Genomic DNA, 21,479 nt, shown 5'->3' with positions numbered 1-21,479 from the left:
TCAGCGGGGATCGGTAGGTTGGGCTTTTGTCCTTCCTTTGAGATCCTGTCGGATGAAGGTCACGCCGACCTCCTCGCCGTTTACCCACGCCAGTTCGCATCTGCGATAGGCAAGGCCGGTGGACGAGAGCACCAGGGAGAACTGCTTCAATGGCAGCCCCTCTATCGAGTCCTCGATCAAAAGCTTGGCTCCGACGTCAGATATATCTTTCAAGGTGCAAGCGCGCTGCCACGTTCCGTCGATCGCCATCATGCTGGCCGGAATAGTCCGCTCGAACGCAACTCGCCGCGCTCCTCGCTGGTCCGGCGCTCTCATCGCGCGCCCTCCAGATCAGGCAGTGAGGGCACCAGCGACGGCATCTCCAGGCGCGAGGATACGAGCGAGGAGCTTGCGACCGAGCAATCCCGGCCCTGTTCCTTCGCGTGGTACAAGGCGATGTCGGCGTCACGGGTGAGCGCCAACTCGTCCGTGGTGGCATCGCCCTTTTCAGCAACGCCCACGCTTATCGTCACGTAGGTTCGTGGCGAGCGCGGATGATGGATCTGCAAGCGGGCGACCATCATCCGAATCGCGTCGGCCACCTTTAGGGCCCTTCCCTCGTTCACGCCGGGCAGGATCACCGCGAACTCCTCACCGCCATACCGCGCCGACAATCCTCCCGTGTTTGCGGTGGCGCTTCCGATCACCTCGGCAATGCGCTGGAGACAGCCGTCCCCCGCCTGGTGGCCCAGTGCGTCGTTGAAGCCCTTGAACTGGTCAATGTCGATCAGGAGCACCGATAGCGTGTCATGTTTGACGTAGGCCTCCCGCATGAAGGCATCGAAGCTGCGCCGGTTCGCAAGCCGTGTCAGACCGTCTGTGGTCGCGAGCTGCGCCAGTCTGAGGTTGGCTGATGACAGCTCGTCCTCGAGGCGCTTCTGCTTCGTGATGTCGCGAAGAGTTCCGACGATCTCCAGCTCGCCGCCGAGGGACTGCTCGGCCAGCTTGAAATGAGCCTCCAGCCAAGCCACGGCCCCATCTCCCCGCCGAATACGAAACCGAACTGAGCTGGAGGCGCTCGCGTGCTTCACCTCTCGGCTCGCAGCCATGACCTTTTCTCGGTCGTCGTCATGGACCACGTCGAGACACGACCTGCCGAGGAAATCATTCTCGGTCATCCCGAGCACAGCCACCACCGAAGGCGACACGTAGCGGAGGTATCCCTTTCGGTCCATCACGATGACGATGTCGGCGATGTTGTCCGCCAACAAACGCAGACGCGCCTCCCGCTCCCGCAGCGACCGTTCCAATCCGGTCCTGAAGCTGAATTGGCTCCTCAACAGCGCCGCCATAGCAACGATGATTGCGACCAGCAGGGCCGCGACGATGGCATCCGAGATGAGATCGGTCCGCCAGTTGGCCAGCACCTCGTCCTCTGATCGCGCCACCGTCACGACCACCGCGTATTCGGCGTCCAGCTCGTATGCGATGTATTTGGTGAGACCATCAAACGGGGAGGTGATCTTGTAGGACCCGCTGGGGCTTTCACTTGTGCGCTTCTGGAACAGAGCGGTGTCGGCGATCTTTCGGCCGCTTTCCACCACCGGCCAGCGAGCGAACATTGTTCCATCGGTGGACAGGAGGCTGATGCCGCCTTGAGCGCCGACACCAAAGGACGAATAGAAATTGCTGAAGTAGTCGCAGTCGATCGCAGCGACCACAACACCTGCGAATTCCCCGGTTGGAGTGCTGATCCGCTTCGACAGGATGATGGATGGTTGCCCGCTAGTCCTGGAGATGATCGGCCCGCTCAGCAGCATCTTGGGGCTGGGATTGTCTCGATGCTGCGCGAAGTACGCCCGATCGGAGTTGTTATGGTCGGGTAGACGCGGGAAGGATGAGTAACGCCAGTTACCCTCCGCATTCAAAACGCCGATCTCGCGGATCTGCGGCAGAGAGCGGGTCGTGGCGACGAGGTGGGGATTGAACCGCTCAGGCAGTGGGCTCTGGTACTTCAGCAAGTCCGCCAACCCGGTCATGGCTACATCAGGGGCCTTGAGGGTAGTGGTTGCGTGCCTGGCCAGCGAACGGGCCAAATTGCCCAAATCCTCCTGTGCCCGGACCAGGGTCGCCTCACGGGCCGAGGACGCCTTCCAGGCAACGAGGCCAAGGACGCACGCCATCATGACGGCGAGGAAGGCGCCGACGACGAGTTGGGGCTTGCGGTGTATCGCCTGATGGAGGGATGCCACGACCGTGTCACCTGTTCGGGTGCATTCGATATTACGATCATCATTTTTAGCTTCAAAGTTGCTAACAGCCGTAGCCGAGATTGAGGCAAATGCAGGCTTGGCTAACACGCCTTTGAGAACCCGAGCGGAATCCGGCAGTGCCATGGTACTTCTGTAGTGCGTCATGAGCACGCCGGGCACTCCGCTCGCCTTGAAATTCCCGGCCCGCGGGCACCTGTGTAGTTGAACGCCCCATTCGTGAGCGCAGTGCCCCCGGCCGGCCTAACTTCTCAGAAGGCGGAAGGACGGCCGCTCACCACTGAATGTCCGGTCACGACTAGCTCCGGTTGCTGCACCAGCAACGCAGCGACGCCGACCAGCAGCAGCATCGAGGCGACCATGATGGCAATCCACTTCCTGTCGTCCATGGAGACACCAATGCCCGCTGCGACACTCGTTCCGAGCATAGCCGCGGCCCCCGCTGCAAAAGATCACGATGATCTCAGTCCCACGACCTCGATCTCTTGCGCGCGTCGAGAGCACCTTTACAGTGTGCGGCCATCATCGATCGCCTCCGGAAGCGCGGGGGAGCCTGGGCCTCAAAGGGCTTCGGCGAGTGCGAACCAGCTCTCATATCCGCTGGATATCGACGGCTCGGTAGCTTGCCCGCTCGCAGCCTTCCGGAGCGCGTCCCGCTCTCGGCAGAGGTCGTCGACCTTGGCGCGCATCCTCGAGAGCAGCAGTTCGGCCGAAACGGTCGCGACGCCGGCCCGCTGCAGCATGTGGATTTCGCGCTCCTGTGCGCGGATCTGCCCCCGCGTGCGGGCGATTTCGTTCCGGACCCAGTGGAGTTTCATAAAGACTGAGGTCGTCCGGAACGTCTCCGAACTTTCGGATCAGCCCGGCGTCATTGAAGTCTTCGCTTGACGGACCCCGGTCCGGGAGAACGCGATGGCGCCGGCCTGCCCAGGATTGCGGGAGAGCGCCTCAGCCCGGACGATCGCGGTGTTGGCGCTCAGGCGTTGCGCCGCCACGCCGGCGGCCACGCCGTCGTCGGAGAAAACGAACGCTAGTGCGACATAGTAGGTCACTTCAGATTTCTGGCTCGTCCTTGCGTCTGCGCGCCCCTGGAAGCCGTTCCCCGGGCGTAGCCGGTCGATGCGTTCGAGCGGAGCTCCTGCAACTGCTTGCCAAGAACTCGTTCGCCACCCGCAATGCTTTCAGACTTCCCAGGCCTCGCCACCGCACGCCTCAATCGCCTGCTCACGGGCGGCGGTACCCCGGCTGGGATCGCACTGCTTAGAGGTTGCGTTCATACGATTATGTTCCTGGTTTGTTCTCAGGAGTCCAGAGCCACGAAGGGCCGGACGGCCTTCGGATGAATCTCGCCGACGGCGAGCGGGCATGTCGGAACCGCGCCGCCCCCTTCGTCTTGAGTCCAAGTCCCGTAGTTGGAGCGTTGCGTAACCATGGCCCCGCGAGCGAACTGGAAAGGCTTCCTTCGTCTGTCCCTCGTCACCTGCCCGGTGGCGCTCTACCCGGCGACCTCGGAGAGCGAGAAGATCTCGTTCAACCAGCTCAACCGGCAGACCGGCCACCGCATCAAGTATCTCAAGGTCGACGCCGACACGGGCGACGAGGTGTCCAACGAGGACATCGTCAAGGGCTACCAGCTTGAGCGGACCAGTTCATCGAGGTGAGCAAGGAGGAGCTCGAGGAGATCGCGCTGGAATCCACGCGCACCATCGAGATCGACGAGTTCGTAGACAAGGCCGACATCGACCCGCGCTACCTGATCCGCCCCTATTACATCCGGCCGGACGGCAAGGTCGGTCACGATGCCTTCGCGGTGAGGCAACCAATCTCCTCCACATACCTCCTTCGCGAGCCCTCGTGACTGACATCAATCTGGGCCGCGCCAGGATGGAGGGATGGGAGCTCGCCCGTCTCGCGCGGCAGAACGATCCAGGCTGCGTGATCCTCTACGTGTCCGGCGACAGCGCCCATCGCTGGGCGGCAGACGGCGTGCCGCAAAGCGTCCTCTGGCCAAGCCCTTTGCGCCCGCGCAATTGGTGGAGGCGATGTCAAGTCTCCTCACTCGTTCCCGATCGTTCCCGTCTTAGAAAAACGAATGCGCCCGCGCATCTTTGGACGTAGAGTGCCTTCAAAACAAGAATCCACGCCTCACGCGAAAGGTGGTCCAGGTGTCAGTTGAATTCCGCAACAACGTGCAGATCCGGGGTCGCGGTGAGCGGGTCATGATGTTCGCCCACGGGTTTGGGTGCGACCAGAACATGTGGCGCTTCGTGGCACCAGCGTTCGAGGCGGATTTCACTACGGTGCTATTTGACCACGTCGGAGCCGGCCGTTCGGACCTCACCGCTTACGACCCTGGGAAGTATTCGACGCTGTCCGGCTATGCCGACGACCTCGTCGAGATCGGCCGCTCGCTGCGCCTGAACGATGCCGTATTCGTGGGCCACTCCGTCAGTGCGATGATCGGAGTTCTTGCCGCGATCAAGGATCCGACACTCTTCGAGCGCCTGGTGCTGGTGGGGCCTTCGGCGCGCTACATCGACGATGGTGACTACGTCGGCGGCTTCAGCGCCCAGCAGATCGAAGAGCTGCTCTCTTTTTTGGAGGAAAACCACATGGGATGGTCGGCGCAGATGGCGCCTGCCATCATGGGCAATCCCGACCGTCCCGAACTTAGCGAGGAGCTGACCAACAGCTTCTGCCGTACCGACCCCGCCATCGCCAAGGAATTTGCCCGGGTCACCTTCCTCTCCGACAACCGCGCCGACCTGGCCAAGGTCAAAGCGCGCACGCTGATTCTCCAGTGCAGCGAAGACATCATCGCCGGACAACAGGTGGGTGCGTACGTCCAGCGCAACATCCCGAACAGCAAAATGGTCGTGCTGAAGGCGACCGGCCATTGTCCCAACCTGAGCGCGCCCGACGAAGTCGTCGCCGCAATTCGAGATTTCGTCTGAGTGAACAACAATCATCCCGCCGACAGCGATTTCGAAGACCTCTACGAAAACGCACCCTGCGGCTATCTCTCCGTTCGTCCTGACGGCCGTATCGATCGGGCCAACCGAACCCTGGCGGGCTGGATGGAGTACCAGCCCGATGACCTTCCCGGGATGCGGCTAAGCGACCTGCTCAACATGGCGGGACGCATATTCCTGGAGACCCATGTCGCGCCGCTGCTGCGCATGCAGGGCTTCTTCGACGAATTCGCGCTGGATCTCCTTACAAAGAGCGGAACCCGGCTGCCGGCGATCGCCAACGCGCGTGAGCGGCGGACCGACGCGGACGCGCTCCTGTTCACGCGCCTGACGATCATGCGAGCCGCAGACCGGCGCCGCTATGAGCGAGGGCTGATCAACGCCCGCAAGGAAAGCGACGAGCTCAAGACCGCTCTGGAGGAGCGCCTGCGACAGGAGCGCGAAAATGCCGAACTGCGCGAGCAGTTCATCGCGGTCCTCGGCCATGACCTGCGCAATCCACTCGCATCGATCGCGGCTGGCGCACGGCTGATGCTGAAGGCCAAGACGTCGGAGGACGCGCTGCGGCTGGAGGCCATGATGCAGAGCAGCGTGGGGCGCATGGCCAAGATGATCGAAAGCGTGATGGATCTGGCTCGAGGTCGGCTTGGCGGAGGCATCTCTCTGTCGAAGGCCATCACCGCCATCGAGCCCGTTCTCGACCAGGTGGTAGCAGAACTAAGCGCCGCGCATCCGGAGCGCGGCATCGAAACCCATTTCCAACTCGAAACCCCCGTGTTCTGCGATCCAGCCCGCGTCGCGCAGTTGTTCTCCAACCTGCTCGGCAATGCGATCAGTCACGGGGCAGCGGACCAGCCTGTGCGCGTCGAAGCGAGCGCCAGGGCAGAAATGTTCGAACTCTCGGTGGCGAACGCGGGCGCTGCCATTCCGGAGGAGGCGCGTAAGCGCCTCTTTCAGCCCTTCTACCGGGGAAAGGCACACGGACCGGCGCAAGGACTCGGGCTCGGCCTCTACATCGCGGCCGAGATTGCCAAGGCCCACGGCGGTTCGATCGACGTCGCTTCGTCCGAAGCGGAGACCAGGTTCACATTCCGCATGCCGCTGGAAGGTGAAGGGGCGCTACGCCCCTAGTCGTCTCGCACCGCAAGAAGTGTGAATGCTGATCGAAAAACTGCCCCCCATCGGCGTCGTCGGGACCCCTTCAGGTCCTTGGTTTCATTGGATTCAGATGATGGGACCCCCACGCAGATCATGGCTGAGACCCCACGCCGAAACACAGTCATTCCGCGGCGTTGCTTTCGCACCAGGCTACCCGCGTGATCTGCGCGACAATCCGCAGGCCATCTCCAACGATGTGCTGGTGCCGATGCCGGCCGGCGGCGCTGTGCCGCTCGGCGAGGTCGCGAAGGTCGCGCCGGCGCGCGGGCCGACCTCGATCCGCACCGAGAACGGGCAGCTCGCGACCTACATCTACGTCGATATCCGCGACCGCGATCTCGGCGGCTACGTGGCCGATGCCAAAGCCGCCGTGCAGGCCAGCATCCAGTTCCCGGCCGGCTACTACGTGATGTGGAGCGGCCAATACGGATACCTGGAGCGTGCCACAGCGCGGCTGAAGATCGTCGTGCCCGTGACGCTGCTGATCATCTTCCTGTTGCTGTACCTGAACTTCCGCTCGATCACCGAGACGATGATCGTGATGCTCTCGCTGCCGTTCGCGCTGGTCGGCGGGCTTTGGCTGATGTGGTGGCTGGGCTTCAACCTGTCGGTCGCGGTCGCGGTAGGCTTCATCGCGCTCGCCGGCGTCGCCGCCGAGACCGGCGTCGTGATGCTGATGTATCTCAACCAGGCGCTGGCGGAGACCGCGGCGAGGCGCACAGCCGAGGGGCGGGCCGTGACGCGCAGCGATCTCTATGACGCCGTCATGGAGGGCGCGGTGGAGCGCGTGCGGCCCAAGATGATGACCGTGGTCGCGATCATGGCGGGCCTGCTGCCGATCATGTGGAGCACCGGGACGGGATCGGAGATCATGCAGCGCATCGCGGTCCCGATGATCGGCGGAATGATCTCATCCACGCTGCTGACATTGGTCGTGATCCCGGCGATCTTCGGGCTGTTCAAGGGCTTCCGCTTGCCTCCCGAGGACAACACCAAGGGACAAGCGCCGGAAGTGACGAAGCCCACCGTATTGCGTTTACTGGAGCCTGCTGGGTGAGGTGAGGAAGGGGGTTTTGTGCAACCCGCCGAGCATAGCCGATTGAGGAGACGAACCCCTCTATTCTTCGGCCAAAGCAGCTACTATTGGGCCCAGTATCGCCAACGCATCCACCGCGCCGTCGTCGTCGCCCTTCTCGAAGTCCGCGCCCGTTTGAGCCATCGTGTTCGTCACGTGAGCGACGCAGAGGACTTTGCTTTCGGTGGCGCTGGCGAAGGCGTACAGCGCGGCCGCTTCCATCTCGACCGCAAGTATTCCCCGGTCCGCGGCTGCTTGAACAGCTTGGCTGGTCTCGCGGAACGGAGCATCCGTGGTCCAACTTGCGCCCGCGATAGTTCGCGGTGCGCCGTGTTTGATTGCCTCTTTCGCGACTTCCAGCAGGTGAGGACACGCGCTGGCATACTCCGAAGGCGGAGCGTAGTGGTAGCTCGTCCCTTCGTCGCGAAGCGCCCGTTCGATGATGATGAAGTACGGCGGTTCGCCGGCAGCGACTATCTGCCCAGCGGACGTCAAGCTGATCAGGAGGCGACAGCCGCTGGCAAACAGCTCCTCGGCGACCAGAACGGCGAAGGAGGCCCCCACGGCCCGTCCGACGATGCCGACGTCCCTTCCGGCAAGGGAGAACACATCGAGCTCAGTGTGATAGCATGGCCAGCCTCCGAAGGGCTTTGCGCGCCCGGTCCGGCGGAGATGGCGCACGAGATCGCCGTCCGGATCGAGCAGGCAAACGGAGGGGACGCCGACCGCCTCGATGTTCTTCTGTCGGCGTGCTTCCCGCATCAAGGCAGCCGGCATGAAAACGGAAGGAGCCGAGGGGTCCTTGTTCTCAAGGATCGGGGGGATGGCCATCTATGCACCTTGAATCGATGGAGGGACGGAAGCCATGAACGACCTCGACCGCCAGGCTCATTGGCAGAGCGTATACGCGACGAAAGCGGAAAGGGAAGTAAGCTGGTTTCAGGAGGATCCGGCTCCGTCGCTCGATCTCATCACCGAAACCGGCATCTCGACTGACGACGGCATAATTGACGTCGGAGGCGGCGCTTCACGGCTGGTTGATGGCTTGGTGCAACGGGGCTTTACCCGGGTAGCGATCCTGGATCTCTCCGCCAAGGCGCTTGAAGCAGCCAAACAGCGGCTTGGTCGCGGCGGCGAGGCGGTCGCCTGGACTTGTTGCGGACGTCACCACCTGGAATCCTTCGGATACCTTCGACCTGTGGCATGATCGGGCCGCTTTCCACTTCCTGACGGACCCCGCCGACCGCGATGCATACATCGCTTGCCTGAAGAAAGCGGTTCGCCCAGGCGGTCATGTCATCATCGCGACGTTCGCGCCCGATGGTCCCGAAAGGTGCAGCGGGCTCCCGATCGTGCGGTACGATCCGGAAGCCCTGGCCGAGACGCTGGGGCCCGACCTTCAACCTCGTCGGCTCTCGGCGGCATGATCACTCGATCCCAGGCGGCAATATGCAGCGTTTCAGTTCGGCCGTCTTCTGCGAAAATGACAGGGTATGAAGTGGCCCGGCGACTAGGGTTGCAGGCCTGGCAGCGCACCTACTCGGCGGGACGGTCTGGGCTTTGGCGGTTTCGGCCTCCATCGGCTTCCCCTCGCCGCAAGTATGATGGGCTCGCACGTGCTCTACCCATCCTACGAGCACTAAGCTCGACGGCGATGCCTGCAGCTTAGGCGTCGCCGTCATTCTCAACCGTCTATTTCTCGCTCTTGTACGACTGGTTCTTTGCGATCGTCACCCAGCGGCCGTTCTTGATCTGGCCAATGGTCGCGGCGGACACGCCGAGATGATTGTCCTTGGAGAAGGACACCGGCGCGCCACCGAAGATGTCTTCGAAGACCTTGCCGGATTCCATCGCAGCGATGAGAGAATCCGTCGTCAGGTTCTTGCCGGCGAGGCCGGCATAGAACGCGAACGCCATGGCCCCGTCATAGCCCGAGGTGGATTGCAGATTGGGATCGATGCCGAACATCTTGCGATAGGCTTCGATGAATTCCTTCACCTTGCCCGTTGCCGTATCGGGATAAAAAATCTCGGTCTGGCCGACACCGAAAATGCCTTCGGTGGCGTCCTTGCCGAGATCGTGCAGGTCAGGCACGTAGCTCGGTGACGACACCACGTAAAGCGGCGTCCAGCCGAGCTTCTTGGCGGCGGTGACGATGCCGACGGACTCGCGGACCACGGAGCCGAGCGCAACGAGATCGCAACCGTCCGCCTTCATGCGCGCAACCTGCGAGTTGAAGTCGGTTGCACCGCGCTTGAACGACACGCGGGTGGCCTCGGGCACCTTCAAATCCTTCAGCTGATCGGAATAGGCATCGGTAAAATTCTTCCCCATCTCGTCGTCCTGATAGACGATGCAGGGCTTCTTGATGCCGTTCTTCTCCATCACGTACTTGATGCCTAGGCGCATCGTGTCGTAGTAGGGGCTAAACATGTTGAACTTCAGCCTGTCCTCGGGCTTGGCCGGATCCATCTTGAAGGTGAATTCGGCGGCCGTGATCGGGAATAGATGCGTCAGGCCGGCGCCCTGCACGAGCGGCATCGGCGCCAGCGTCGTGGCCGAGCCCATCGCGGACACGATCGAGAACGCCTTGTCGAGCTCGATGAGCTTCTGCGTCTGCAGCACGGCCTTCTTCGGATCGTAGCTGTCGTCCTCCAGAATGAGCTTGATCTTGCGGCCGTTGATGCCGCCGGCGGCGTTGATCTGCTCGACTGCAAGCTTCATGCCCGAGGAAGCAGGAACGCCCCATGACTTGATCGGCCCGGAGAGATCCATATGCGTGCCGATCACGATCTCAGTGTCGGTAACGCCCTGCGTCTTGAACTGTGCGAGCGCGGGCTGCGCCGGCAAACCCGTGAGCGCGACGATCGCGGCTGACAAAAGGAAACGTGAAGTCATGGTATACCTCCAGGGCTTTCGGTTATGCGCTCTGTGAAATGGCGCTTGCTGTTACGGAATGTTCTCTAGGACGCAGCAATCGTCTACGCAGCACGAGCATGGCGCTCATCTCGGGGTCGCCAGGACCGAGCGAACGCTCGATCAAGGTGAAATCGTCGATTTTTACGGGCGCCCGCGCATTGGTCTGCGCGATCACGCAGCCGATCAGTGCGCGGATGTCGTCGGAGCGGCAAAGGCTGAGGAAGTGCGTGAATGGAATGCTGTTGTCCTGCGCGAACTTGATGACGGAATCAGCGTCCATCAACACCGCAGCGATCACCCTTCCCCCGTCATCGCGATGCAGGAAGGCATCGGCGACGTAGGGCGATGTCACGAGATCGGCTTCGCTTCTGAGCGACGCGGCGCCGCAGTCGAGCTGATCCGCGACACGTCCAGCGGGATGCGGCTGGCCGGCATGGACGACATCGCCGCTATGCCACCAGCCGTCGCGGACCGCGTTCTCAGTCTCGCCCGCGTAACCAACAAACAGCGTATCGGACCTTAGCCGGATTTCGCCTGATACCAGCGTCTCCAGCGTAACGCCATCGAGCGTTCTGGGCGTGCCGCGATGCGGAGCCAGCGTCACGGCCCCGCCGGACTCGGCCTGGCCATAGGCATCGGTAAGCGGCCGCCGGATCGCCGCGAACCAGGCACCAACATCGGCGCGCGCCGGCGCCCCCGTCGTGAGGCACAGTCGTGCCCGCGATAGACCGAGGCGAGTGCGGACCGGCGTCAGGACCAAGGCATCGAGAATGGGGCTCGGTCCGTCGCTTCCGGGCTTCACGGCCAGCGCGACCATGCGGCGCTGAAACTTCGTCGCCTCCGCCGCAGCGAGTTCGACGCCGGACTTCAGCTTCGCCCACATCCGTGGCGGCGCCTGCACGACGGTCGGCTGCAATTCCCTGAGATCGGCGAGCACCGTCTCGCGGCTCTCGGGGAAGTTGATGATACAGCCCGCGAGCAGCGAGGCGTAAACGCCGACCACGCGTTCCATCACATGATGCAGCGGCGTCAACGACAAACGCTCGTCGCTCGCGCTCAACCGCAGCTCACTGGCGGCGCGCGCAGCCTGCCGGCCGAGCGCCGCCTGCGTGAGCAAGGCACCGCGTGCCGGCGCCGTAACGCCCGAGGTCATCACGATGGCCGCGATCGAGGCCGCGGCAGGCCCTGCAAGCAGCTCGGCGCTCGCGCCGCGGGCCTGCAGCTCGGCCAGAGTCATCACGTGGCCGACGCGCGCGCCGTCGTCCCATTGCTCGTGCATGACGACGATCAGTCGCAATCCCGGGCAACGATCCCGGATGCCGAGCGCCCGGTGCAGATGCGCGTCCCCGGCGACGAACAGAATGGTGACCTCAAACAGATTGACGACTCGCGCCAACTCTTCAGCATTAGCGTCAGCGTCGAGACCCGCCGAAATGCCGCCAGCGGCCATGATGCCGAGATCGGCGAGCACCCAATCCGCGCAGGTGTCGCCGCAGATGGCCGCCACGTCGTTGTCCCGCATACCGACTGCGCGCAGGCCGCGGGCGATCGCGGCGATACGCGTCGCGGCCTCCGTGCCGCTGAGCGGCTGCCAGAGCCCGTAACGCTTCGAGCGCATGACGGTCGCCGCGCCGTGCGCCGCGAGGGCCGCGGCAAGACGTGCCGAGAGTGCCTCGTTTTCAGCGCCCGCCATGACCACCTTCACTGTGCATACCCAGATAGAATTCGCGGACCTGGTCGGACTGGAGCAGATTGGCGCAAGTGTCGTGCATCACCACACGGCCGACCTCGAGCACGTAGCCGTAATGCGCCGTCTCCAGTGCCATCTTGGCGTTCTGCTCGACTAGCAGGATTGAGACTCCCTCCTCCGCATTGAGCCGGCGGATGATCGTGAAAATCTCCTTCACCAGCAACGGCGAGAGCCCGAGCGACGGCTCGTCCAGCAGCAGCACTTTCGGGCGACTCATCAGCGCCCGACTGATTGCCAGCATCTGCTGCTGGCCGCCGGAGAGCTGTCCCGCGATCTGGTTTTGCCGTTCGCGCAGCACCGGGAAATAGTCGAACACCTTCTCCAGATCACTGGCGATGGTCTTGCTGTCCTTGCGGATGTAGGCGCCCATCCGCAGATTGTCGCGGACGGAGAGGAATGGAAAGACCTCGCGTCCCTCCGGCACGTGGCTGATGCCGAGCCGGACGACCTTGTCCGGCTCCATGGAGCGGATCTTGCGGCCCTCGAACTCGACCGTCCCTTTTATGGGATCGAGCACGCCGGAGATGGTCTTGAGAATGCTGGTCTTGCCGGCGCCGTTGGCACCGAGCACGGTGACGATCTGCCCCTGCATCAGGTCGAGGCTGATGCCGCGGATCGCGGTAATCGGCCCGTAGGTGCTCTCGACATTGGCGAGACGAAGGATTGGCTGCGCGTCCATCGTCATGTCCCGAGATAGGCTGCAATGACATCCGGGTGGCCCTGGACCTCGGCGGCCGTGCCGAGCGCCATCATCTTCCCGTAGTTCAGCGCGAGCACGCGGTTGGAGACGCGGCTAACCAGCGACATGTCATGTTCGACCATCAGCACGGTGACGCGGAGACGACGGTTGATCTCCAGGATCCACTCCGCCATGGCATTGGTTTCCTCGACGTTGAGGCCGGACGAGGGCTCGTCGAGTAGCAGCAGCGTCGGACCGACACACAGCGCGCGGGCAACCTCGATCACCTTGCGGACGCCATAGGGAAGCGCGCCGATCGTGATGTGGCGGTATCTTTGCAGCCGCAACACGTCCATGACCTCCTCGGCCGCACGACGGTGCGCGACCTCCTCCGCGCGAACCTTCTTTGTGCGGAGAATGTCCTGCCAAGCCCGCGTGGTCGAGTGCCGGTGTCGGCCGACCAGAAGGTTTTGCAAGGTGGAGGCGCTCTCGAACAGCTCGATGTTCTGGAACGTACGGGCGATGCCGCGCCCGGCGATCTGCTGCGCCGAAAGACGCGTGACGTCCTCGTCCCGGAAGATGATCTGGCCCGCGCTCGGCGTGTAGAGCCGGCTAATGAGGTTGAACAGCGTGGTCTTGCCTGCTCCGTTCGGCCCGATGATAGTGAAGACCTCGCCCTCGTTGATCCCGAACGAGACGTTGTCCACGGCCGTGAGACCGCCGAACTTCACAGTCAGGTTCTTTACGTCGAAGAAGGTCATCGGCGCTCGGACTTCAGGAACATGCGGGGTGGGCGTGCGCTGCGTTGGCGCGCCAGCGGAAACTGCTTGAAATACGCCTTCACGCGCTGCCAGCGGCCGTCGAGGCCCATCGGCTCGTAGATGATGAAGACGATGATGATGATGCCGAAGATCAGCGACTTCAGGCCGGGCGCGTTGACGACGCGAAGGACGCCGGTCTGAACGGCCTGGGTCACGGTCTCCGGCAGGAACAGACCGTGCATCATGGCCTCGCTCCACACCGGCACCTTGTCCTTGAGGATGATCAGCAACGGATCGGCCATGATCATGAAGATCGCGCCGAACACCGCGCCCCGGAGGCTCACCAGCCCGCCGATGATGATGATCATGACGAAATCGATCGAGACAGCCAGGCTGAACATCTCCGGCGAGATGAACGACATCTTGTGCGCATAGAGCGCACCCGCGATTCCCGTAATGCCGGCCGACAGCGCGAACGCCGTGGTCTTGTAGCGCGCGGTGTCGATGCCCATGCTGCGCGCGGCGGTCTCGGAATCTCGGATCGCCATGAAGGAGCGTCCGGTCGAGGACCGGATGATGTTGATGGCGGCGAGGATCACCAGCACGGTGACGAGCAGACAGAGGTAATAGAAGCCTTCGGTGCCGAGCTTCAGCCCAAACACGCTCGGCGGCGGCAGCATCAATCCCTCATTGCCGTGGGTGACGCTCTCCCATCGCGCGATGATCTCCTCGACAATGAAGGCAAAGGCGAGCGTGGCAATGGCGAGATAGATCCCGTGCAGGCGAAGCGCCGGCAGCCCGACGAGGTAGCCCGCGATCCCTGTGAAGACACCGGCGAGCGGGAGATAGAGCACCAGCGGAACGCCGTGCTTCTGCGCCACCGCGGTGAAATAGGCGCCGATGGCGAGAAAGGCGGCGTGACCGATCGAGACCTGCCCAGCCTGCCCGGACAGGATATTCAGCGCCACGCCGACTATGGCGTAGATCATGATGAACACGAGTTGGCTGAGATAATAAGACTCGATCACGTAGGGCGCGGCAATCAGCCCTGCGAGCAGAACAGCGTACCAGAACACTGCGGCCTTCGACGGAAACAGCGGATCGCTGTCGCCATAACCGGTGCGGACATGGTGCGCCATGCCTTACACCTTCTTGACGGCGTTGAGGCCGAACAGGCCCTGCGGCTTCCACAGCAGCACCGCGAGCAGGACGACATAGGCCGCGACGTCCTTGAATCCCTCAGGCAGATAGAAGCCGGACAGCGATTCGACGATGCCGATGGTGATGCCGCCGGCGACCGCCCCGGGAATCGAGCCGAAGCCGCCGAGCACGGCCGCCGGAAATGCCTTGATGCCGAGAAAGCCGAGATTGGCGTGTACCAGCGTGATCGGTGCCAGCAAGATCCCGGCGGCGCACGCGACCATGGCGGAGAGGCTCCAGATCAGCGAGAACATCCGCTTGACCGGGATGCCCATGTAATACGCCGCGAGCATGTTCTGCGACGTCGCCTGCATCGCGATGCCGACCCGAGTGTAGCGGAAGAAGGCGTAGAGCGCGGTGCAGAGCAGCACCGTCGCAACGATGATGGAAAGCGCGTCCCAGGCGATGACGAGCTTGCCGATCGTCAAGACGCCGTCGGTGAAGGGGGTCTCGATCCGCAGATCGTCCGTGCCCCAGATAATGCCAACGAGCGCCCGGATCACGAGCCCAAGACCGATCGTCGCCATCACGATCGAGAATTGCGGATAACCGAGGATGGGACGAAGCACGAGCCGTTCCATGATCGCGCCGAGGATCGCCATTGCGATCACGCACAGCAGGAACGACAACCAGTAATTCAGCCCAAGCGTCGTGATGAAGGTGACCGACATGAAGGCACCGAGCATCATGATTTCGCCCTGCGCAAAATTCACCACTTCGGTCGCCTTGTAGATCAGGACGAACCCAAGGGCGATCAGCCCATAGACGCACCCCAACGCTACGCCGCTAATCAATTGCTGCGTGAAATCGAGCATTTCCGTCCCAATGGCGCGTCGCGCCTGATTTTTTTCGATATGAGGACGGTCGATGTTGTTAGTCAAGCAGCTAATTAATTCGACGCTTCGACCATCGACTAAGATAAGATAGCGCGCTCAATCGTTTCGTGCAGCGCCTTGCCACAAGACAGCGGAAGTGCCGCCTCGGCCTTCTACGACCAGACGTGGAGCTTGTAGGGATTTGTACAGAGCAGCGAATCCTTTGTCCTTCTTGTGGAGGAGCGATGACGGTTTCGCTCCGCTCTACCATTTTCCGAACTGCCGCCTGGTGACAAGCCCTCGCTCTACTCCTTCTTCGTTCGATAATCGCCGAAAGTCGTATCGCGCTGGTCGAGGAGGTCTTTCACGCTGCTGCCGTCGCGGCGAAAACTGCCCATGTAGGCCCTGCTCGCCTCAGTGGTGAAGGCCAGCGCCTGGATCTCGGTGCCGGCTCGAATGGCAGCGCGGGCGCCCATGATCTCCATCGCGCGGTGGACACTGCGCTTGTTGAGCTGCTGCAGCTCGACCGGCACCTTGGCGGCGCGCTCGGCGAAATCGAGCGTCTTCTCGTCGAGCTCGGCGAGCGGGAACGACCGCGTCGCGTACCCCCAATCGGCAGCTTCGCGGCCGGACATCGCATCGCCAGTTAGCATCAGTTCCATGGCGCGGCGCATGCCCAGCAGCCAAGGATGATACTGCATGTCGGGCGGGCTCATCAGACGCACTGGAGGATAACCGATCTGCGCATCTTCGGCGACGTAGACGACGTCGCAGGCGGTGGCGAGCTCGGTGCCGCCCGCAAGGCAGTAGCCGTGCACCTGCGCGATCACGGGCTTAGCGAGATCCCAGATCCGAAACCAGCCTTCGACCACGTGGCGTGACCACTGGCCCGGGCCTGAGGCCGAGTGATAGGGCTGGTCGACGCGATTGTCGGCGGAGAGATCGTAGCCCGCAGAGAAGCAAGGCCCTGCGCCGCGTAAGATCGTAATCGAGACTTCGCCGTCGCGATCGGCCTCTTCGAGCACCTCGAAAATTTCGCTGCGCAGGCGATTGTTCAGCGCGTTGCGCTTCTCCGGCCTGTTCAACGTGATACGCCGGACGCGCGGACGCGGTTCGTCGACGATGATGTGCTGGTAGCTCATGAAATCCTCCCGAACGCCAGGCTTTTTGCCTTTAAGGAAGGTCTTGCCCGAGATCGAAAGCGATGTCATCGGCCGCGAACGCAGATCACCCCGCCAGCAGCAGCGAGAGCGAGGCCGACATGAAATTTGTCCCAAGGGTATCAGCAGCCGCCGTTCTGAGGAACGCGCGCGGAAAATCAGCCTCGAGGCAGTAGCTGCCACATACTCATGCAGCAGCGTTTGCCAGTCTGGGGGCACCGCTCCGGCCGGCCCGGGGACAGGCTGATCCGGCGGACGCGAGTGCGGGCCTTCAGAAGCTCGAAGTCACACGCTCGCGCGCCTAATGGCGTCAAAAAAAGGCCGCCATCACCGCGGCAATTACAACATCTTGGTCCAACGGGCAGACCGAAGGGCAGATCACCCAGCTCAAACCCGTAAAGCGTCAAATGTACGGCCGCGCCAAACTTGACCTGCTCAGCGCCCGCTTGATCGGTAATACATGATCACGGCTGCACCAAAACTGCGTCAGAGCCAATATTGCAGGGCGAATGACACGGAGAGATTGTCGATCCGATCTGGAGGACCTCGAACAGGGACTCGCGAGTACAGAGCGTGTTGCCGAGGCGGTTAGGAGGACGGTTGCGAGTGCTTGTTGTCGAGGACGAAGACCTGATTCGGGACGTCATTGTAGATATTGGAGAGTCACGGACACAATGTACTTGAGGCCGAGAGCGGCGAGCGCGCCCTCGAACTGTGTACGCAGGCCACTCCAGATCTGGTCTTCAACCGACGTGATGTTGTCGGGGTCCCTGACAGGATGCGCCGGTCCAATCAAATGCACGGACAGTCACCCGAAGGTCCCCCTCATTTACGCCACCGGCTACACACACGCCGCCCCGCGTCCCTAATCCGGCAGCATGCGTCAAAACCGTAGCGCTTTGAACGCCTTCTGGAGTCCATCCGCTTGCTCACGGGCCCATCGATCGGCTGAAGCATGACCGGATCGAGCTGCACCGGCGTGCGTGCGGCTCAGGGCTGGAGGGCGTGGTGTCCAAGGTGGCGGACTCCCCACACGAGGGCGGCCGCCGCAAGGGCGCCGACCTCGTGTAGGCGGGGCAAGGTGACCGCAGATTCGGCAAGACTTCCACCACCGAGCTCCAGAGGCGTCTGGACCCGTTGGTCAGGAAAACCAAGCCGTACGCCAAGTGCATCGCTCAAAAGGGCGTCTGAGTCCCGCGCCCAAGTTTTCGCGGAAGTCGAATACCGCGCGAACTAGTCGGAGGGAAGGTGCGGCATCCTTTCTTCAGGGGCTCCGGGAGATATCTAACAATGTCGGTTCGGCCCGTCCGTGATGCTGTGGACTTTTTGATTGCGCGGGCCCGGGCTATGCGTAACGTCAGTTGCCGCGTATGCAGCAGGGAAACGCCGCCTCGGGCAGGATGAAAACGCATGACAATCTTCGGAAAGCAGCAAGGAAGCCTGGTTCCCATCCATGAGGACAACACCAGCACGAAGGACTGGGTAATCCTGCTGGAAGCCGCCACCATCGTCGGGAACGATCGCGAAAAGCTTCGCGTCGCCCTCACAACGCGGGACCGCAAGCTGGTGAAGAAGCGAAAGCTCTTCCGGAAGCCGGAATACTTCCTGGTTCTGGACGGGTACGATCCGCGGATCCACGCGCTATACTTCTGCCCACAGCTCTACAAGCATGCGGACGATGGCCTAGCCCCCCTCACCGGCCCCGAGATCGGCCAGCTGATGGCCAAGGCATTGGAAGGCGGCGCGATCGAGAAGGCGCCGTGGTATGCACCGTTCGAGGCTCTGCCCGCCGATCCGGTGATAAAGCCGTCGGCGAAGATGGAGTTCGACAGCCTCGTGGTCGACGCGCCGGTCGCGAAGACGGACAAAGCGACTTCCCTGCGGGCGGTCAAATTTCCCGACAAAGGCTGACGGGCCAAACTAAGACGCTAGGCTTGAAGCCTATCCCTAACGGACCTTTTCGATCTGGTCACCGACCAGCCGCGTGAGCCGTTTGACGTCCCGCGTCGCCATCGACGTCCCGACGCGGACGGCCTGCACATCGTCGCCGGGTCCGAACAGCAGAGCCAGCCGACGCGCCCTGAGGCCCCGCGCCTCGAGCCCGGGCGCAAAGCATGACAACGAGCTTGCGGACATAGCGCTGGATGGTCTCGGGAGCGGCGATCGGCTCGGCGAAGACCTGCCGGACCTTGACAACGTCCGTCGGCCGGACCGGCTCGATCGGCTCGAAGCGGCCGAACGCTGGTTGAGCCGACGGCACACGGACGGGCCGAACCCAGCGGCGCCCCGCGACGCCGCCTCGATATCGCGGATACGCTCGAACCCGGATCCGCCTCCTCGATAACGAGTTTGGCGACCTGCGCCTGCCGCTAGCTAACGATTATGACAGGGCGAAACCTTCGTACCCGCGGGAAACGACGTTCTGACAGATTTCACGATAACGGACCAGGCCGCCGGCATATGGCATGAACACCCGCGGCTTGCCCGGAATATTCGCCCCGAGATACCAGGAATGCTTTGCCTGCGGCAGCAGTGTTCGGGCAGCAGCCTCATTGACTTCGCTCACCCATTTTTCGACAGCGTCAGGCCGTGCCTCGATCCGCTCCAGTCCGTTAGTCCGCATATGATGGATGCAATCCGCGATCCAGTCGACATGTTGTTCTATGGCTACGGGCATGTTGCACAAGACCGATGGACTGCCGGGCCCCGTAACGGTGAACAGGTTTGGAAAACCAGCGACCTGCAAACCTAGATAGTTGCGCGGTCCTGCCTCCCAGACATCCTTCAGTGACATCCCGTCGCGCCCGCAGATATCCATCTTGAGCAGCGGTCCGGTCATCGCATCGAACCCTGTCGCGAAAACGATGATGTCCAGCGGGTACTCGGCCTCATCCGTGCGAATTCCGGTCTCGGAGATCTGCCGGATTGGAGCAGCTTTCACGTCCACGAGCGTGACATTCGGTCGATTGTAGGTCTCAAAATAGTCCGTATCGATCGGCGGGCGCTTGGCTGCATAGGGATGATCGATGTCAGCGAGCACCGCCGCGGTGTTGGGATCCTTCACAATCGAACGGATTTTCTTCTTTATAAAGTCGGCAGCCGTGTCGTTTGCTTCCTTTGAAATGAGCATGTCCTCAAAGGATGCGCGGAACTGCAGCCCGCCGCGCTCCCAGGCCTCCTCATAAATCCTCTCGCGCTCCTCTGGCGGCGTGTCGATCGCTTTGCGTTCAGCGACCTTGAATCCCATGCCATTGTAGGTTTGATGTGTGGTCGCGCGGATTTCGCGAGCGTTATCTTTGACGTATTGCTTGAAGTCCCGCGTTAGCGGGACATTGCGTGCTGGTACTGAATAGTTCGCGGTACGCTGAAATACGGTCAGGTGTTTGGCTTGAGCGGCAATCACCGGGGCTGCCTGGATGGCGGTCGATCCCGTGCCGATCATCCCCACTCGCTTGCCCGCAAACCCGACGCCTTCGTGCGGCCACTGCCCCGTATGGTACCAGTCACCCCTGAAGGTCTCCAGCCCTGGAATCTTGGGTACGTTGGCAGTGGACAGGCAGCCGACGGCGGTGATGAGAAACTTCGCGATGAAGGTCTCGCCCGTTTCTGTACGGATATGCCAGCGGTTGGAGGCGTCGTCGTAGTGCGCGGACGCAACCCGGGTACCAAATTGAATGTCGCGTTTCAGGTCAAGCTTGTCCGCCACGAAATTCAGATAACGCAGAATTTCTGCCTGGCCCGGATAGCGTTCGGACCATTCCCATTGTCGCATTAAGTCAAGGGAAAACGTATACCAATAGACATGGCTTTCAGAGTCGCACCGCGCCCCAGGGTAGCGATTCCAGAACCACGTGCCCCCAACACCATGAGCTGCTTCTACTGCCTTTACTTTCAAGCCAAGGTTATCCCGAAGCCGAAACAGCTGGTAAAGGCCCGCAAAGCCCGCACCAACAACCAGCGCGTCTAGCTCAACTGGTTCATTCGACATGGCTGCACTCTCTCATTACGCCGCCCCACGAATATAAGCTAGGTATACCGGCAGCGCGGTGATGGTGCGCTGCGCCACAGTGAATTCGATTAACATACCGTCCCGGGTAAGTGCGCTCAAGCTCCCCTTCTCTGCTTAACGCAGCTCACTGCCGGCGCGTCGCCTTCCAAAATCTGGAATGCGCCCCTTCAAAGAGCGAGCCGGGCCCGAAGCAAACAATTTCCTCGAAGCGGCAGGTCCGACAAATTGGCTCGCCGTCCAGCCGACCATGAGAGTAGCTGCAGCGGCCCCTATAATCCAACTTCTTTCGGTCGATTTCTAATTCGAGCAACCGCGAGGTTGGCCGCGGAGATGCGTAATCATCAGGGCGCAGCAATCCGGCGTGCGCTCGCAAGAAAACGCGGCGCCTTCCAGGAAGATTGGCGGGAGAGACTGTAAGGGCGCCGCTCAGTTCAATTGCAGCTCGATGATGTGCTTCGGATCCGGCTTCAGCTCACCGCTTTCAACGCGTTTGACGATGTTAGTCAGTGCGGCGTTGGCGGGGAAGCTATTCCCAGCTTTCCGCGCTCATTCACGACCAAGCAACGAGGAATTCGATGTCAGTGCGACGGCCTTCTGCATGTCTTGGGCCATCGAGGGTGTTATTCGGCGCGCAATTTGCCCCCTTATCGGCGCCAAAGGTTGGGTCTGACTCATTTCCGATGAAGTTTGCGGGGCGACTGTGGTTCTCAAACGGAGAATCAGCGCCATGCG

The 21,479-nt window shown here is 62.1% G+C and carries 18 protein-coding genes and 4 pseudogenes; 6 read left to right on the top strand and 16 right to left on the bottom strand.

Going from position 1 to position 21,479, the window contains the following annotated elements; all coding sequences use genetic code 11:
* The 5 genes and pseudogenes from IVB13_RS15530 to IVB13_RS15510 all read right to left on the bottom strand — a co-directional run.
* The gene (locus tag IVB13_RS15530) at nt 1-315 is read right to left on the bottom strand and encodes a PilZ domain-containing protein (protein WP_247489469.1); all 315 of its coding nucleotides are present in this window, start codon (nt 313-315) and stop codon (nt 1-3) included.
* On the bottom strand, nt 312-2,375 hold the full coding sequence (locus tag IVB13_RS15525; RefSeq protein ID WP_247489467.1) for a diguanylate cyclase: 2,064 nt from the start codon (nt 2,373-2,375) through the stop codon (nt 312-314). The genes IVB13_RS15530 and IVB13_RS15525 overlap by 4 nt, the downstream gene beginning before the upstream one ends.
* A gap of 125 nt (nt 2,376-2,500) precedes the next feature.
* Nucleotides 2,501-2,638: a hypothetical protein gene (locus IVB13_RS15520; protein ID WP_247489465.1), complete on the bottom strand. Its 138-nt coding sequence runs from the start codon at nt 2,636-2,638 to the stop codon at nt 2,501-2,503.
* A 171-nt stretch (nt 2,639-2,809) separates the two neighbouring features.
* The gene (locus IVB13_RS15515; protein WP_247489463.1) at nt 2,810-3,067 is read right to left on the bottom strand and encodes a hypothetical protein; all 258 of its coding nucleotides are present in this window, start codon (nt 3,065-3,067) and stop codon (nt 2,810-2,812) included.
* A gap of 4 nt (nt 3,068-3,071) precedes the next feature.
* Nucleotides 3,072-3,301 (bottom strand): annotated as a pseudogene (locus IVB13_RS15510) (hypothetical protein); the annotation flags it as partial.
* A gap of 378 nt (nt 3,302-3,679) precedes the next feature.
* On the opposite strand from IVB13_RS15510, the pseudogene IVB13_RS15505 reads away from it, so the two are divergent.
* The 4 genes and pseudogenes from IVB13_RS15505 to IVB13_RS15490 form a co-directional block, all read left to right on the top strand.
* Nucleotides 3,680-4,062 (top strand): annotated as a pseudogene (locus tag IVB13_RS15505) (Ku protein); the annotation flags it as partial.
* 352 nt (nt 4,063-4,414) lie between these two features.
* Entirely contained in the window at nt 4,415-5,203 is a 789-nt protein-coding gene (locus IVB13_RS15500; RefSeq protein WP_247489462.1) for an alpha/beta hydrolase, read from the top strand.
* Nucleotides 5,204-6,352, top strand: a complete 1,149-nt coding sequence (locus IVB13_RS15495; protein ID WP_247489460.1) for a PAS domain-containing sensor histidine kinase — start codon at nt 5,204-5,206, stop codon at nt 6,350-6,352. It abuts the gene before it with no gap.
* Between the two features lie 178 nt (nt 6,353-6,530).
* A pseudogene (locus IVB13_RS15490) lies at nt 6,531-7,436 on the top strand (efflux RND transporter permease subunit); the annotation flags it as partial.
* A gap of 60 nt (nt 7,437-7,496) precedes the next feature.
* On the opposite strand, the gene IVB13_RS15485 reads toward IVB13_RS15490, so the two are convergent.
* Nucleotides 7,497-8,285, bottom strand: a complete 789-nt coding sequence (locus IVB13_RS15485) for a nucleoside phosphorylase (RefSeq protein ID WP_247489458.1) — start codon at nt 8,283-8,285, stop codon at nt 7,497-7,499.
* Between the two features lie 34 nt (nt 8,286-8,319).
* Here IVB13_RS15485 and IVB13_RS15480 point away from each other — a divergent pair.
* A pseudogene (locus IVB13_RS15480) lies at nt 8,320-8,951 on the top strand (class I SAM-dependent methyltransferase).
* A gap of 195 nt (nt 8,952-9,146) precedes the next feature.
* On the opposite strand, the gene IVB13_RS15475 reads toward IVB13_RS15480, so the two are convergent.
* The 7 genes from IVB13_RS15475 to IVB13_RS15445 all read right to left on the bottom strand — a co-directional run bounded on the left by IVB13_RS15475 (nt 9,147) and on the right by IVB13_RS15445 (nt 16,720).
* Nucleotides 9,147-10,352, bottom strand: a complete 1,206-nt coding sequence (locus tag IVB13_RS15475) for an ABC transporter substrate-binding protein (protein WP_247478678.1) — start codon at nt 10,350-10,352, stop codon at nt 9,147-9,149.
* A 22-nt stretch (nt 10,353-10,374) separates the two neighbouring features.
* Nucleotides 10,375-12,066, bottom strand: coding sequence for an AMP-binding protein (locus IVB13_RS15470; RefSeq protein WP_247489456.1), 1,692 nt, complete (start codon nt 12,064-12,066; stop codon nt 10,375-10,377).
* Nucleotides 12,053-12,802 carry an ABC transporter ATP-binding protein gene (locus IVB13_RS15465; protein ID WP_247407117.1) on the bottom strand — a complete coding sequence of 250 codons (750 nt, stop codon included), beginning with the start codon at nt 12,800-12,802 and terminating at the stop codon, nt 12,053-12,055. Before IVB13_RS15465 ends, IVB13_RS15470 begins: the two co-directional genes overlap by 14 nt.
* A gap of 2 nt (nt 12,803-12,804) precedes the next feature.
* Complete coding sequence (locus IVB13_RS15460; RefSeq protein ID WP_247489454.1) at nt 12,805-13,563, bottom strand: ABC transporter ATP-binding protein; 759 nt, start codon at nt 13,561-13,563, stop codon at nt 12,805-12,807.
* Nucleotides 13,560-14,702 (bottom strand): branched-chain amino acid ABC transporter permease, encoded by a 1,143-nt coding sequence (locus tag IVB13_RS15455; protein ID WP_247489452.1) that lies wholly within the window; start codon nt 14,700-14,702, stop codon nt 13,560-13,562. The genes IVB13_RS15460 and IVB13_RS15455 overlap by 4 nt, the downstream gene beginning before the upstream one ends.
* A gap of 3 nt (nt 14,703-14,705) precedes the next feature.
* A complete protein-coding gene (locus tag IVB13_RS15450) occupies nt 14,706-15,578 on the bottom strand; it encodes a branched-chain amino acid ABC transporter permease (RefSeq protein WP_247407127.1) in 873 nt (290 codons plus the stop codon).
* Between the two features lie 305 nt (nt 15,579-15,883).
* The gene (locus tag IVB13_RS15445; RefSeq protein WP_247407130.1) at nt 15,884-16,720 is read right to left on the bottom strand and encodes an enoyl-CoA hydratase-related protein; all 837 of its coding nucleotides are present in this window, start codon (nt 16,718-16,720) and stop codon (nt 15,884-15,886) included.
* A gap of 1,428 nt (nt 16,721-18,148) precedes the next feature.
* Between IVB13_RS15445 and IVB13_RS15440 the strand changes: the two genes are divergently transcribed.
* On the top strand, nt 18,149-18,649 hold the full coding sequence (locus IVB13_RS15440; protein WP_247489450.1) for a hypothetical protein: 501 nt from the start codon (nt 18,149-18,151) through the stop codon (nt 18,647-18,649).
* Between the two features lie 36 nt (nt 18,650-18,685).
* Here IVB13_RS15440 and IVB13_RS15435 read toward each other — a convergent pair whose 3' ends face one another.
* From IVB13_RS15435 to IVB13_RS15425, 3 genes are all read right to left on the bottom strand, one after another.
* Nucleotides 18,686-18,874, bottom strand: coding sequence for a hypothetical protein (locus IVB13_RS15435; protein WP_247407137.1), 189 nt, complete (start codon nt 18,872-18,874; stop codon nt 18,686-18,688).
* A gap of 244 nt (nt 18,875-19,118) precedes the next feature.
* Nucleotides 19,119-20,726, bottom strand: a complete 1,608-nt coding sequence (locus tag IVB13_RS15430; protein WP_247489447.1) for an NAD(P)/FAD-dependent oxidoreductase — start codon at nt 20,724-20,726, stop codon at nt 19,119-19,121.
* Nucleotides 20,727-21,293: 567 nt separating this feature from the next.
* The coding region (locus IVB13_RS15425; protein ID WP_247489445.1) for a hypothetical protein at nt 21,294-21,479 on the bottom strand (186 nt) is incomplete at its 5' end.

It is taken from the genome of Bradyrhizobium sp. 17 (genome assembly GCF_023073515.1).
GTDB classification, from domain to species: domain Bacteria; phylum Pseudomonadota; class Alphaproteobacteria; order Rhizobiales; family Xanthobacteraceae; genus Bradyrhizobium; species Bradyrhizobium canariense_D.
The sequence above is the reverse complement of the archived record's forward strand: the minus strand, read 5'-3'. Positions and strand labels throughout refer to the sequence as shown.